This window comes from uncultured Faecalibacterium sp. (genome assembly GCF_900066275.1).
In the GTDB taxonomy this organism is placed as follows: domain Bacteria; phylum Bacillota; class Clostridia; order Oscillospirales; family Ruminococcaceae; genus Faecalibacterium; species Faecalibacterium taiwanense.
In genome coordinates this window covers 99,125-114,063 of sequence record NZ_FMFG01000003.1, presented here as the reverse complement: position 1 = coordinate 114,063, position 14,939 = coordinate 99,125, and the positions used below count along the sequence as shown (strand labels likewise).

Below are 14,939 nucleotides of genomic sequence, written 5' to 3'. Positions count from 1 at the left end.
CTTTGGTTCCTCTTGATTCATTTCTCCATAAGTCAAATAATTAAAGTATCTTATGCGGGCATTTGAAAGGAAGATCACTATATGTCCGTAAATCGTACTTCTCTAGGAAAACGAATCAGCTTCTACCGTTCAAAATCGAATCTGACGCAAGAAGTTCTTGCCGCAAAAGTCAACTGCAGTCGTGAATACATTGTCCAAATCGAAAATGGCACAAAGGTTCCAAGCCTTTCTGTTCTTGTCAAAATTGCCAACACGTTATCCGTTTCCGCGGATGAGCTTTTGCTCGACTGTCTTGAACATTCTTCCTCTGCAAACTCCGAATTTCACCGCTTGCTGCTGGACTGTAATGAAACTGAACAGACTGTCATTATTCGCATGGCAAAAGAGTTAAAGGCCACTCTTGTCAGCCTTGGAATTTAACACCTATCCGTAAAATCGCAAAATAAAACCCGCATAAGTCGCAGACGCACCCTCGAATCCTCCTGGGTGCTGTCTGTGGTTTATGCGAGCCTTCGTTTGTGGTAGCTGAAATTCGGTATCCACCTTAGATCAAGAAGTCGCTGCAATCACTTTTCTGCATAGCTGCTCAGTAGCTAGTTAAGCCCTTCAATCTATAACTTTCCCATTCCTATGGAATGAAACACCCTCATAGCCGAGAAGATTTACGAATCCTCTCAACTATGAGGGCGTTGTTTTTTATTCATGCAGTTCCAACGGCAACCCATCTGGATCAAAGAAAAATGTCATCTTCTTTTGGGTGTAGCTGTCAAATCGAATCGGTTCGCATCCTATCCCCATCTGTTCCAGTTCTGCTACAGTGGCTTCCGCATCATCCACCCGGAACGCCAAATGCCGCAGTCCGCAGGCTTCCGGTCGATTCACGCGCTTAGGTGGGTTCGGCTCTGCGAAGATCTCCAGCTCAATCGCATCAGCACCCTCACCAACACGCAAATCCAGTTTCCAGTCATTCCGTTCTTCACGGAAGTTTTCTCGTACAATCTCAAATCCCAGCTTATTCACATAGAAGTCTTTCGATTTCTCATAATCTGAAACGATGATTGCCACATGATGAATCGCTGCTAATTTCATTTTCTAGGTTTCCCCTCTCCTTATATGTACCATACTTGCCGAATCGTTGCTGCTGCCAGTTCCAAAAATACCACCACACTGCCGACCACCTGCGGAATCATAAAAATCACAAATCCACCAATCAGCATTTGAAGTGCTTCTATGCGCCCTTGATGGATAAGCGGAACACCTTATCGAAGTTGTCAAACCGGGAATGCAGTTCAAACGCACCGTAGCTGCCGATCCTTCCCTCGGTGCCAGCCGCTTTCAAAGCCTTGCAAGCCTCAATGATGGCTGCACCCGCTTCCTTGCGTTCGGTGTACACCTTGCCGCTGATCTCCATAGAGAAGTGGTCTTTGTCCTGCGCCAGAAGCAGTTTTGCCGCTTCCATATCGGTTTTCAGTGCTCCAATCTGACCCTGTGCCACAGCGATTTCTCGCGGATAGCGGCGCGCAATATCCGATTCCAAGCTATAAATCTGGCTGGTGTGATTGGCTTTCAGCAATTTCAGTTTGCTGACCTGAATATCCAAGTCCATCTTTTCCTTGATGTAGGGATTGCCCGTTGCCAGTGCCTTGATTTCGGCATAAGACAGTGCGGTGTCATCTACATCATCGCAGGCACGGACAGGCGACTTGGATGTCATAATCTGGCTTATCTGCTCTTTCATATTCTTCCCGGCATCATACTCCGGCTTCAGCTTCTTCCGGCCTCCACCGGACTTTCTGGCTTTATATGCTCTTTTCTCTCCCATAATTATTCGTGCAGCTCCAGTGGCAGTCCGTCCGGGTCATGGAAGAAAGTCATCTTCTTGCCGGTATAATCATCCACACGGATCAGCTCACATTCAATGCCAACTTCTGCCAGTTCTCTGACTGTCTGCTCCACGCTATCCACGCAGAACGCAAGATGACGCAGCCCACAGGCTTCCGGTCGGTTCAAACGCTTCGGAGGATTTTCCTCAGCGAAAATCTCAAGCTCTGTGTGTTCATTGACACGCAGATCCAGCTTCCAGTCCTTGCGCTCCGGGCGGTAGTTTTCTCTGATGATAGAGAATCCCAACTTGTTCACATAAAAATCCTTAGCTGCTTCGTAATCAGATACAATGATTGCAATGTGGTGTATTTTAGATAAGTTCATATTTTCTCCGCCCCGTTTCTTTTAATTTTGTTCTTCTTTTATTTTCGTTATAAACTATATAATGATCTTCAAAATATACCGTGTGAACTCCTGGAGTTCAGTTTGTCCACACGGCATTTATTTTTTTCTTGGATTCTTGTTTATTTCAGCTTTTCAAGGATCTCATCTGCACTCATACCGTTTGCCAGCAGCTTCTTCAGCACAGCCTCTGCTTCAGCCTTTTTAGCTTCTTCAGCTGCCTTAGCATCTGCCTTTGCCTTCTTTGCTTCCAGGGTTGCTACTTCCTTTTCGGCCTTCTTCAAAGCAGTCTTTTTTGCTTTCAGATCAGACTTTAAAGTGTCAATGTTCGCGGTGATGGATGCAATCTCAGCTGTGAGTGCTTCCTTTGCGGACTGCTTTTCTGCAATCTGTGTCGCAAAATCAGCAGTCACAGTTTTGGGTCTATTCTTGCTACCTTTAGTTCTGGGCATAGGTGATAACCTCTTTCCTTTTTTAGTTGTTTAAGTATAGCACTGTGTTGGAGTACGGGCAATATGACTACAGCCTATGCAATCAGAATCAATTTCTATGTGTAGCCGCTTGAACTTTTTTCTCCGCAAATTTTTCTTCGGCTTTCTTTATTCCTTCCATTGCATTTTCAAGAAATGCTCGTGCCTCCTTCATTTCTGATTTACTATTTAGTTCAATAAAAGATTCCATATAATTTCTTGCTTCCAGAAACTGATTCTTAATATTACTATAGCTATCTCCACTTGGTAATGAAATATAACACTTATTAAGTTCGCTGCAAACATTAACACAGCGTTCTCTTATTGATTTTTGGTTAACTCCTTGTTTATCTACTTTGATCAATAAACTACTGACTTCTTTGAGCTGATTTTCCGTGACTTCTAAAATATGTTTTAGTTTTTCATACTCTTTATCATCAAGTACTTCTCGTATGGCTTGTTCAGATTTTTTCACTGATTTTTTTAATGCAAATAATTGCCAAATCGTAATTACAAATCCAACAATCGTGACAATACTTGCTAAATTTCCAACAGCACTCCACATAATTTTACTCTTCTTTTGACTTTAAATAAGAATACTTGGGCATTTCTCCATATAAATTATCAAAAACCTCTTCCCATCTATTCTCGTCTCTGAATCCTTTTGCAAGTTCCTCACACATGTGATAATCGCCTCTATGGTCTGGAACAATTTCATACATTGCCTGTTCAAACCCCCTATGATCACACTTTTCTCCTCGCTCAATGCGTTCTCTGTAATCTTGCATAAGAGCCATGATTCTTTTGTACTGTTCTCTGGTTAAACCGTACTCAAAAATACTACGGCTCACATCATCGTTATCAAAAAGCAATTGCTGACGGAACTCAATAAAGTCCAAACGTTCCATAATATTATTATACTCTTTAGCATCCATAGCTCTTGCTCCTTCATCATCTTATTATAGTTCATCACATCTCAGCCGATCATAAATCGTTGCCTGCTGCTCACCACGAAGAGGTGTGTGATTATCAGAGCAGCATGGAAGCTACCGCTCCCAGTATATCACAATTTCATCCAGTTTTACAGATGCTTTCTTGCCTTCACGATTCCGTAGTACACTAAACCGCCTACCACTCCACCGACTGTGTTATAGAACAAATCAGACAGTTGGAATGTACCGAGCCTTAAAAACAGCTGTAGCATCTCAATGCTTATCGAAAAAATGAACGCTATCTTTCCGCTATACCACAGTATCTTCTTCCAGCTACTGCCCACTTTCTCTTGAAATGTCCATATAACCATGCTGGTGAACGGCACCATCATGATCACGTTCTCAATGCACTCAGTTGTAAGTTTCTGCTCACCGTTCATGGTCTCCCAGATGCCCCAGCCACCCATGACATTTGACAGAGGATTTAGCCACAGGTTCCGATTCAGTAGCGTTCGGAACAAGATCATCGATGTCACGAAAACTAGTAAGAACATCTTCCGAAAGAACACGCTCTCTTTAAATTTCTGATACCAAGTCACTATGGCGCTCTTCCATCCTTTGCCTGCTGCGGTAGGCTCATACGCATACAGATAGAAAAACATGGCCAAAAAGGAAAGAAGAAGCGAAAAGCCAAACGGCTCATATAGCACAGTCATGATGTTTGTGAGGATCTTCCCGAATAAATCAATAGTTTCTTTCATCATTGTTTAGAAATCACTGAACAGGTCAGCCTTGTACACGCCGTTTTCCAGCATCTTCTTGAAGCTGTCCTTTACGGCTGCGACATCCTCATGATATGTCATACCATACCAAGTGTCATTGGTTCTCAGAACCTTTACGGACATTTTTCCCTGTTCCAACAGTTCACCGATGAAGATAGGAATCCAATACTCCGCCTTCAGAGGATTGCCCGGAACCTCTTTCTCGAAGAATTTTTTGAAACCTTCCTCCAGCACATCCAAGAACTCTGGAGTCAGGCCCCACATATTCATGGATACCAGAGAATTCACATCCACAGCCATGCCGTCTGCTTCTGCCCCAGTTGCAGTTTTTACAATATTCTTGGTTTCCACAACCTCGGTCAGGTTGTTCTGCTCATCCATCTTGCAGATGCCACGAGTCACGCCACCGTTATCAGACAGCGTGTTCTTCAGCACAAAACCCGCCATGCAGGACTTTCCGCCATTCACCAGATACTCATGGACGGCCTTGAAGCCTTCCTTGCCATAGTAATCATCTGCATTGATCACAATGAACGGTGTATCAAGAACCTTCTTTGCAGCAAGCACAGCCTGACCGGTTCCCCAAGGTTTTGTACGACCTTCCGGCAGAGTACCCGGAATATCGTTAATATCCTGGAAAGCATAGTCAACAGTTACATTATGAGAAGAGCAAATGGAGGCAATGCGATCACCGATGACCTCTTTGAATTCCTTTTCGATATCCTTGCGGATAATAAATACTACATGATTGAAACCTGCCTCGATTGCATCATGGATCGAGTAGTCCATGATAATATGTCCAGCATCATCCACCGGCTCTAACTGCTTGATTCCTGTTCCGAAGCGACTGCCAATACCGGCTGCCATAATAAGTAATGTTGTTTTCATCTCTCTTTTTCCTCCAGGTTTTTTCATATTTCTCTGTTAATAAAAGCTCGATAGTCTAACAATGCTTGACGCTTTGCGCCCTCAATACATCCAAATACATTTTTACGCAATCATATATTTTTTTACGAATACTATCAATTCCCATACAAGTCAAACTTAGCAGAGTAGCATACAAAAGAATAAAAAACAATTTCCAACAAACACCTATTGATTCTAAAAAACATAATGGTAAAAAAAAAAACAATCAATTCAAATCGTCCACTCGTTGTTACGTCAACTTTGTTCTTAAGCCCAAGTCCATGCACTATTCCATGATGAGTAACAATCAAAACCATTAGAAATATTTTAAAGCAATCAACATTTCTGTTTCTTGCCCCCCAGAGTTAATTGTATGAGACATCATTATGTATTCCTTTCATTATGCCTACAATATGTTCATTATAATAACATCGATAATAACCTTATTCTCGATTTTCTCACCGTAAATTCATCAATCAAACATTCATGCAAAAACCATATTAGAATCATACTTGTTTTTTCACAATTCTGCATATCTTCTTTTTTATTAATTGCATAATTCCAACGGCTTGCACTGAAAGTTTCGCACAAGTATAATTATGTTTTGCTATAGCATTGATTCCTATTCTATCTGCTAGTCCTAAGTAGCAACTATACTCCTGATAACAGACACAGTTTGATTTAACTTTTTCATAAAGAGAGGAGGTTCGTTCTTTTTCTCTTATCATATGCTGAAAAATTGTATAATTCCATCCAAGATATTGTATCGCTAAATTTTTCACCACATCTTTTGGTAGCAGTGACGCATCATCCAGCATCAATTCATAAGATACTAACGCCCCACTCATTTTTTCAAGAGATGAATTCCTTGTTGCACTTGTAGTAAGAATTCTATAATGATACATTGGCAAATCGCAGTAGCAAACTCTGTTTACAGATTTTAGAACCTCCCACGAAAAAATGGAATCCTCACACATTACAATATCTTCACGGAACAAATGATTTCCAATTACTTCCCTTTTCCAAACCTTGTTCCAAAGATATCCTTCTACTGACTTTTCATTACGTGTTACGCTTTCATATATCGCACTTTTCCCTATAAAGACAATCGGGTCTGGTATTATTTTATGCAATCCAATAATTTTACCTCTATCAAGATTGTACTCCTTTACATAAGAACACGCTGATACATCTGAGTTTGTCATGTCAAGATTCTTGATTAGCACCTCATACATATCTTGATCAATTAAATCATCCGCATCCATAAAAGCAATCAAATTTCCTTTTGCGTTAGCTATTCCGGCATTTCTTGCTGCTGAGCAGCCTTTATTATTCTGGTGGATTACTTTTACTCTTTTATCAACACTGCAATATTTATCACATATTTCACCGGATGAATCGGTTGAGCCATCATCGACTAAAATCAATTCAATATTTTTATAGCTTTGTCCTAAAATCGAATCAATACAGTCGTTTATAAACTTTTCAACGTTATAAACAGGGACAATAACACTCAATAATTGCATATCTCATTCCTCCCACATCATTATTTGATTTGCTTTAAGCTGCCCAAAAGGTATTGCTCTTAGAACAACTTTTTTCTCTTTCTCCACAGCATATTTTGCTGTTTGACCCAGAGTTTTCATCTTATTCGAATCATAATATTTTATTCCTATCAGCAACCCTGATATAAGAAAAAAGAACTCTACGCCCCGATCACCAAATGCAGGCAAACAGTTTGAAAAAACCGAATTTAAATGCCACAGGACAATAAGGATGATTGCCCCCCACACACACATTTGTATAGTACTCAGCTTTACGCAATAGAATCAAATATTTCCAGCACACCTGATGTAAAGACGGTTTTTTCTGTCGGTATTCATGATACGTTTATCTTCATTCAAATATTCAATCAAATCACTTTTATTATTTATCATTTCTACTCTCGCTTTCTTATGCTATTTTAAGTTTCTCTATTGCCCTTATGAACCACCCCTGCATGACAAGCCAAGTCGTTCCTAAAACAACCACTACTGTAATAACTTCCTGATGTCTGGTTGTCTGAAACAAAATCATCTGAAGAAGCGAAAATACACATGCAACAAACGGAGAATACAGATATAAATGTAAACTATGTTTGCTTCCAATCATTGAGAGAATATTATCTTTAATATGAACAGTTTTTCCTAATGCAAGCATCCCATACACCATAGGTAGGTTGCCAAAATAAAACTCCAATCTCCCGCAGATACGGTATTCAGCAGTCGTAACTATGCTTCCAATTATAAGTATCCCTATGGAAAGAGTCTTCCGCTGGCATTCATGCTTTCGTATCCATTTACCCATATAATAAAATCCAACGCCCTCAACGAGCCAATTTCGATACATGAAGGGTTGAACGCTTTTTCCGAATGCAAGTAATGTACCCTCACTCATAATCCAATAGAGTATTACTAAACACGGAAAACATCTATGGATGATCTTATCTAATTGGGATTTGGCTGCAAAGTAAACTACGACATAAACCATACCAATCGCATGAAGATACCAAAGGTATTCGTTTCCAAAAGCACTTCCAAACAATAAGCATTTCAATATGTTCTTAGAATTCACATCAAGCTTTGCCCATCTTGCAAGCTCTTTGTATGGACTATAAGAAATCAACGTATAAATTCCAAACCACACCAGATTCAATACAAGAAAGATTCTCAAAAAGTTTATGCCCTTTTCAAGCTGCTTTTTTCCTGCTTCCTTGTTGAAATAACCTGAAATAGCAAAATAAGTAGGAACTGTACAGCGAGCAATCGCTGTCCATACCCCCCCATAAATTCTCAGGCAATGGATTATGTATCAAAACCACAAATATAAATAACAGATATTTCAGCAAATCGAAATAGTGGTTTCGTTCCTTTCTTGCATCAACCGTCATACCCTAATTCCTCCAGATTGTCCCCATCCCATTTCCAAGTTTGAAGAAAAAGCAATAAGAACGGAACGACATCAATTCTTGCAATATCTAAGAAACTAAGACTCACACCAGTGATCAGTAAATAAATAATCATGGAATAAATAATCTCTGCATTATTTTTTCCAAAATTTCGAATAGAAGTATACAGATATCCAATAATCAGCAATACAATTATTGGAACACAGTACCATCCCATTGTATACCAATTCCCTAAGTATCCAAGATCATCATTTGAGCCGATTACAAAATAATGTTTAAATGCCGATGTTCCGTAGAAAGCCAACCCCATTGGCTTTCCATTCCAGTTTCTTCTAAGTGTTTCAAGAGAATATAATCTTACCGACATCGTATTTCCATTATATATATCATTGGCAGATGAAGAAGCGCCCTTTATGGTTTGTAATAAATCTTCGTAAAATGGTGTCTGCATAAATACCGCAATTGCAATTACACCAATTGAAAAAGCAAGCATCTTTTTTGCGCCTTGCTTTTGCTTTCCATACCATAAGACAGCCATAGACGCTATTAACGACATTATCATGATTCTTGAACCAACAAATCGGATTGAATACACTAAACCGATAACCACATAAATCAGATATTTAGTTTTAGTTTTTGTCAATCCCTTCCCACATTTTAATAGTAAATAAAAAGAATAAATCAAATATATATTTTCTATTGCGCCACAAATACTCGTACTATGTCCGCCTCGAATCTGTCCCGCAATAAGAGTCGGAAAAAGTGCAGTTCCTGTGACATCATACACCAAACAATTTAACATTCGTAAGCATAATGCAATTCCTGCTACCGGTAGCCAACTTTCCATAAAAGATTTTTCAGTTCCATATCTTTGCTCAAGATATAGTAATGGATAAACTAAAAAGGTCGAAAAATAATAACGCGCATACATGATAGTGTGATTAACACTTGCCACTCCCTCATGCACTGTAAAGAAACTGATGCCAAATAAGCAAGCTGTATAAATTATAATATACGCATTTAGTGCTTTATATTTTGACAGTAGCCCATTTTTGCTTAGGATAAGTATTGCATAGATACTGTCAAATAGAACAAGCAGCATCTCTATCTTCCATGCTATTGAATCATCCAGAAATGGAATAACTCCTCCGAGGATATCCAACTGAAGCAGCAGAACAATCCACGTCACACACCATATTATATTTTTGCGAATTTTCAATTTTCTGTCCTCCCACTATCAGTCCTTATTCTTACCTTGCAAATTTTTTTCCGATTTTATACAGGACAGTTTTTGTCTCATTTTTGAAGAAAAAGTAATTGAGTACAACATCTATCAAGCAAACCCCCGCAAAAACAACCGCCGCCCAAATAAAAAAGGATATAAAACCAGTTATATGTGCATTTACAATGTTTCCAAACAAACACATAGCTAGAACACCAGCCACCAGATTTGCCAGATATACCTTAATAATCCACCCGAGTGACATATCAAAAATATACTTTTTCATATAAACAATATTAGCAACTGTATTAAACGCAAATGCAATCAATGTTCCTAATGCCACACCAATAATACCAATCCATTTCACAAGTATTAATGAAAGGACAATATTAATAATTGCCTCCGTTACAGAGATCCACTGTGTCTGTTTAATATGACCAGCTGCCATAATCATATTGTTATAGGTCAAGCTAGTACAGTAAACATATTCTGCAAGGCAAAGCAGCGTTGCAAAAAGAGGCTGGTAGTAATCTATATCACTAATTCCACCTGTATAAAGACTTACGAATGGCGTAATCAAGATGATACATGTGAAGAAGAATACCGTAGACAGCATCTTTGACATAAGATCATACATAGGGACATCATGCTTAATTGCATCTTGCTCATCTCTTGCAATCATCTGACCAAAAAGAGCTTCCGTGTTGCCCAGAATAGCGGCAACAAGATTCGATATGCTACTGACAACATACCGATGCACCGAATACACTGACACCCACATTACGTTCAGACAAGCTGTAATCACAAGATTATCTGTACTGCTATGAACATAAAATGCAATACTCTTGGCAAGCGCAGCATTACTTTGCGAAAGGACACTCTTATCTTTTTCTACACTTGTATCAATTGCGTAATGGCTACGCACATATACATTCAAAATGATTGGTCTTAGGATAAAAATCAATGCCGCTACAAATTTGACAACAAGCAGCGAACAACCTAGTTTGATTAAAATGACACTGACAAAAGCATTTCCAATGGTGCAAAAAATTTGAAGGAAAGTATTAAAATATGCTTTTTGGTCCGCAAACATTAACAGCTGACTGGGAATGCCAAACATGCTTTCAAAAATCGCATTCATTCCCAGAACCAACACCAGCAAAAGAGCGTCTATGTAACCGAACGGTGTATCCACAAACTTCGGGTAAACTACGGCTAAAACCGCAACATAGCCAGTGAGCGCCAACGCAAACTTCGTATAAAACGATTGACTTGTTTTATATACTACACTGGCTTTTTTCATATCACCCGTTGCTACAGGTCCATAGAAAGCAACTCTCGTTGCACCAGTTACACCCCCCTGAATCAAGGATGTGATGCTAATAAACTGGCTAATCGATGCAACAGTTCCATTTGCAGCTGAGCCAAAGGTAGATAATATTAAACGCGGTACAATCAAACCGCAAACAAGAGCAACTATCTGCTGAAGCAGGGAAGCCACACTATTCAATGCTAATGCTTTATTTCGATTCATTTTTACCAGTAACATCCTCCCTCAACTTTTTCAACATTTTTAGGCCGTTCATCGATACTAGGACGAGTCCAATACTCGTTTATGTACTTTTTAAATTCTGGTTGATCTTTAATCCAACGATTTCCGTAAATACCAAAAAGCATCTGTGTCCATCCTGCCATATGAATTGCAATTTTCCCATGACGCTTTGCATGTGCAGCTAATGACATTCCATATGCACCACAGCCAATCAATGCAATTTCATAATCTGACTGATCCATCTGATTTTTCATAAAATCAAGAGCTTCAAACCAATCCTTGAACCCTGTTTCACTACTATTTCCAGCAATGCTTTGAACTGCTTTAATCACAGTCAATTTTTTAAACTCAGGCAGAACATCCGGATTCTCGAATAGATGCTCTCTCTTATCATACTGCTTTTTTATTGTTTCCGCAAAAGGATGAACTACCAATACCTTTTTTCCTTTAAGCTCTTTCGTCCATGGATTTTCCCAAAGGAACGGCGCATAATAACCGTTCAAATTGATTTTTCTTGCTTTTTCTGTATAGTTCCTAACATAATATTCCAACTTTGCATAAGAGCCAAGAATATCTATTTCACGTGCATCCTCAAGTGCCAGATGTGCAAACTTTTCACCTGCTGGAAGTGAGTTTGGAAAAAAGCCCGAATTATTAACAAGCCATGCTACGCTTCCAGTTCTATCGTAACTAACTTTTCCTTCGTAAATATCTTTCAAAGGAATGTGCAAATCATCTGACAATAAAGAACATACAGTACCAAGTTCCGTCGTACCCCATTTAGAAACCATCAAACCATTTTTTGCTTGATGAATCTGGTCTCTTACATAATCATTGGCTTGCTGATCTCTCAACTCAACAAATCCTTCTGTTAAATCGTTGTACGGCTTTCTAAATATTTTAGTTAATACTTTAAGTGTGTATTTCCTGGCACTTTCTCTTATATTCCCCATTTTCCCATATTTCCTTTCAGGTAATCTCGATATGCACATCTGACTGGAGCAAACTGTTTTCTTCCTCGAATAACATCTTTCATGGTTTGATAAGTAAACCTTGCATTCACTTTGTGATAATCCGTTCTATATTTTTTTGTCAAATACAATACATTTCTCACCATATAATATTGAGTCATTGCACTGGTTGCTCCGGTAGATGCACTTACCTTATGATAGATCAAGGTATTTTCGCAAAACCAGAGTTTATATCCTGCTTCAAGCACTTTATAGCAAAAATCCGTATCTTCTGCATAAAGGAAATACTCTTCTGAAAGCAATCCAACTTTTTTCACTACCTCGGTTGGAATCAGCATCAGACATCCAGTAATAAATGTCACCTCTCGAATTTCACCTGTATCTTCTGGATTCAGGTCATTCCATCTTTCATGCGCGCCGCCACCAAACTTTTCATCCATATGTCCACCGCCGTACCACAAATGGCTTGGCTTGCTATAAAAAGCTATTTTACCACCTACAATGCCAACATTGTTTTTTTTAGTCGCTGCATCAATAAGAATACTCAAAAAATCAGGTTCAACTGTCGTGTCATTGTTCAGCAACAACACATAGTCGAACTCATTTTCTATTGCCTTTCTGATCCCAATATTATTTCCACCCGAAAATCCTAAGTTTTCAGCTGACTCAATATATACTGTCTGTCCTTTCAAATAATCAATTTGCTCTTTCGTAGGCTTTTTGCTCGAACCATTTTCTATTACAAATATTTTATAATTATCATAATTAATTTTATTCAAGCTCTTTACACACTCTATCGTATCTTCAGCTCCGTTATAATTAACAATGATAATTGCAACACTTGGCTGCTTATCCTTAATCCGTTCCTTCATCAGCATTCACCAAAAAATCTATCCTCCAGCATCAAGCACAAGCAGTGATACACTGGAAGATGAAATTCCTGAATCATATAAGTTTCTGTCTGCGGCACTTTGATGCAAACGTCGCTCATCTGTTCCAATTTGCTACTCTTTGCGCCAGTCAAGCCAATGACCTTCATTCCTTTGGCATGGGCAGTCGTTGCCGCATACAAAACATTTTTACTGTTTCCACTTGTAGAAATGCCAAGAAACACATCCCCCGCTTTACCGTAACCATTAACCTGCTGTGCAAAGCAAAGCAACGGCTCGCAGTCATTCATATATGCCGTAGATAATGCCGGGTGTCCATCCAAAGCAATTGCCGGAAGTGCTCCTTGTAAATTCTCTGCCAGAACAGTTCCTAATTCCTGATTTTCTGCCATAAGCTTTTCCGCAAAATCAGCTCTGGGCTTTCTCGGCATTTTAAAGCCTTTCATTAGTTCACCGACAATATGCTCTGCATCTGCTGCCGAACCTCCATTACCTGCCACAAGCAGCTTTCCACCATTTACATAGCACTCTTCCAAAAGCAGATATGCAGAAATAATACTGTTCTTTTCTGATTCAAGTGAAGGGTACCGTTCCACTAATAAATCAATATGCTTCATCAATCTTTTTTCCAACTCACTCATTTCGATACCCTTTCTTTTATTTCAGACACTGTTCTACAAACTCTTTTAATGTCGGTATTGTCACTGTCTGACCATAAGATTCACGACCAATCAAAGCTGTTCTGCATCCTGCATTATAACCGGCTTTGATATCGTTTTCTCCATCACCAACCATCCACGACTGTGAAAGATCGATATTGAAATCTTCTGCCGCCTTCAACAGCATACCAGGCTTCGGTTTGCGACAAGTACAATCAATTTTTAGCTCTGGTCTCTCCCCTTCGTATCCCTTATGAGGATGATGAGGGCAATAGTAAATGGCATCCAAATATGCTCCTTCTTTTCCAAGAAGTGTCTCCATCTTATTGTGAATTTCTTCCAGCTCTTCAAAAGACACTTCACCGCGAGCAATTACCGGCTGATTCGTTACAACAACTGCAAGATAGCCAGATTCATTGATTTTACGAACTGCCTCAGCCACACCATCTATCAGTTCAAAATCATCTATATTTCGAAGAAAACCAACATATTTATTAATAGTTCCATCTCTATCAAGAAATACTGCTTTTTGCTTATTTTTTAGATTTTTCCCGGATACTCTTCCTTCTTTATAATCCGCGCATACGGAGTAATACCGTTCCGGGGTACCCATATCTTTCACATATTCTGGGCTGTCATAACAGAACATCTTTCCTGTTCCGGCTAAAGGTTTTAATAACTGCCGATCCAAATCAACTTTTACCGGTTTACCGTTTGCACCGATCTTGCCTATTGAATCCGCATCAATATCAACCAGTTCCAGCACTTTCGGGCTGATAACATGCAATCCTGCATTCACTCGGTTTCTGTAATACTGCGGCCGCTCGTCTTCTTTTGCAAGCCACTTTTCTACCTCTCCATTTTTATCTGCAATGATTAACCCGCTATCATATGGATGGCTATTCGGGTGGGTAAAAAGTGTAACCATTCCACCATGTTCCTGATGGAAGCCAACAAAACGATTAAAATCAACATCAAACACTGCATCTGCATTTAAAAGTAGAAAATCAGATGTCAGATTATCTTTAATTTTGAACAAGGCACCTGCGTTGCCTAACGGTTCTTTTTCAAAATAGTACTCAATATGTACGCCAAACGGTTTTCCCGTCACAGGGGATGTACCAGATCCATCCCCAAAATAGTCCATAATAATATTACCAAGATGACTCACCGTAATAATAATGTCAGTAAACCCTTGGTCACGCAGACACTCCAGCTCATGTTCCAGTACTGGTTTCCCTTCAATTTTAATCATAGGCTTCGGGATATCACTGGCAACTGAAGAAATACGCGTTCCCTTGCCTCCTGCCATTATTACTACTTTCATCTCTTCATTCCTCACTCAAAATTAGTTCTTTGGTTCGTAGGTTTCCGGTGTATAG

17 protein-coding genes are annotated in these 14,939 nt (G+C 39.4%); 1 reads left to right on the top strand and 16 read right to left on the bottom strand.

The features are described from left to right. The first annotated feature begins 81 nt into the window (after positions 1–81). Positions 82–420 carry a helix-turn-helix domain-containing protein gene (locus QZL71_RS02305; protein WP_294647584.1) on the top strand — a complete coding sequence of 113 codons (339 nt, stop codon included), beginning with the start codon at positions 82–84 and terminating at the stop codon, positions 418–420. A 276-nt stretch (positions 421–696) separates the two neighbouring features. On the opposite strand, the gene QZL71_RS02300 is transcribed toward QZL71_RS02305, so the two are convergent. From QZL71_RS02300 to gmhB, 16 genes are all read right to left on the bottom strand, one after another. Beyond that, positions 697–1,089: an SMU1112c/YaeR family gloxylase I-like metalloprotein gene (locus QZL71_RS02300; RefSeq protein ID WP_294647583.1), complete on the bottom strand. Its 393-nt coding sequence runs from the start codon at positions 1,087–1,089 to the stop codon at positions 697–699. Positions 1,090–1,228: 139 nt separating this feature from the next. Then, the gene (locus QZL71_RS02295; protein ID WP_294647582.1) at positions 1,229–1,714 is read right to left on the bottom strand and encodes a hypothetical protein; all 486 of its coding nucleotides are present in this window, start codon (positions 1,712–1,714) and stop codon (positions 1,229–1,231) included. Between the two features lie 110 nt (positions 1,715–1,824). Beyond that, entirely contained in the window at positions 1,825–2,208 is a 384-nt protein-coding gene (locus QZL71_RS02290) for an SMU1112c/YaeR family gloxylase I-like metalloprotein (protein ID WP_294647581.1), read from the bottom strand. Positions 2,209–2,348: 140 nt separating this feature from the next. Then, positions 2,349–2,678, bottom strand: coding sequence for a hypothetical protein (locus QZL71_RS02285; protein WP_294647580.1), 330 nt, complete (start codon positions 2,676–2,678; stop codon positions 2,349–2,351). Positions 2,679–2,766: 88 nt separating this feature from the next. Continuing rightward, a complete protein-coding gene (locus QZL71_RS02280; RefSeq protein WP_294647579.1) occupies positions 2,767–3,261 on the bottom strand; it encodes a hypothetical protein in 495 nt (164 codons plus the stop codon). Between the two features lie 4 nt (positions 3,262–3,265). Beyond that, complete coding sequence (locus QZL71_RS02275; RefSeq protein WP_294647578.1) at positions 3,266–3,631, bottom strand: DUF1878 domain-containing protein; 366 nt, start codon at positions 3,629–3,631, stop codon at positions 3,266–3,268. Between the two features lie 146 nt (positions 3,632–3,777). Beyond that, a complete protein-coding gene (locus QZL71_RS02270) occupies positions 3,778–4,392 on the bottom strand; it encodes a VanZ family protein (protein WP_363912595.1) in 615 nt (204 codons plus the stop codon). A gap of 3 nt (positions 4,393–4,395) precedes the next feature. After that, positions 4,396–5,298, bottom strand: coding sequence for a sugar phosphate nucleotidyltransferase (locus tag QZL71_RS02265; RefSeq protein ID WP_294647577.1), 903 nt, complete (start codon positions 5,296–5,298; stop codon positions 4,396–4,398). 524 nt (positions 5,299–5,822) lie between these two features. Beyond that, positions 5,823–6,842, bottom strand: coding sequence for a glycosyltransferase (locus QZL71_RS02260; protein ID WP_294647576.1), 1,020 nt, complete (start codon positions 6,840–6,842; stop codon positions 5,823–5,825). Positions 6,843–7,269: 427 nt separating this feature from the next. Then, positions 7,270–8,028, bottom strand: a complete 759-nt coding sequence (locus QZL71_RS02255) for a hypothetical protein (RefSeq protein ID WP_294647574.1) — start codon at positions 8,026–8,028, stop codon at positions 7,270–7,272. 206 nt (positions 8,029–8,234) lie between these two features. Beyond that, positions 8,235–9,482 (bottom strand): hypothetical protein, encoded by a 1,248-nt coding sequence (locus QZL71_RS02250; protein ID WP_294647572.1) that lies wholly within the window; start codon positions 9,480–9,482, stop codon positions 8,235–8,237. Between the two features lie 31 nt (positions 9,483–9,513). Further along, positions 9,514–11,034 carry a polysaccharide biosynthesis C-terminal domain-containing protein gene (locus tag QZL71_RS02245; protein WP_294647571.1) on the bottom strand — a complete coding sequence of 507 codons (1,521 nt, stop codon included), beginning with the start codon at positions 11,032–11,034 and terminating at the stop codon, positions 9,514–9,516. Then, positions 11,022–11,990, bottom strand: coding sequence for a hypothetical protein (locus tag QZL71_RS02240; RefSeq protein WP_294647570.1), 969 nt, complete (start codon positions 11,988–11,990; stop codon positions 11,022–11,024). Before QZL71_RS02240 ends, QZL71_RS02245 begins: the two co-directional genes overlap by 13 nt. Next, entirely contained in the window at positions 11,978–12,880 is a 903-nt protein-coding gene (locus QZL71_RS02235; RefSeq protein ID WP_294647568.1) for a glycosyltransferase family 2 protein, read from the bottom strand. The genes QZL71_RS02240 and QZL71_RS02235 overlap by 13 nt, the downstream gene beginning before the upstream one ends. Then, positions 12,880–13,539, bottom strand: coding sequence for a D-sedoheptulose-7-phosphate isomerase (locus tag QZL71_RS02230; protein WP_294647566.1), 660 nt, complete (start codon positions 13,537–13,539; stop codon positions 12,880–12,882). The genes QZL71_RS02235 and QZL71_RS02230 overlap by 1 nt, the downstream gene beginning before the upstream one ends. A gap of 16 nt (positions 13,540–13,555) precedes the next feature. Beyond that, positions 13,556–14,884 (bottom strand): D-glycero-beta-D-manno-heptose 1,7-bisphosphate 7-phosphatase, encoded by a 1,329-nt coding sequence (gene gmhB / locus QZL71_RS02225; protein ID WP_294647565.1) that lies wholly within the window; start codon positions 14,882–14,884, stop codon positions 13,556–13,558. Positions 14,885–14,939: the final 55 nt, after the last annotated feature.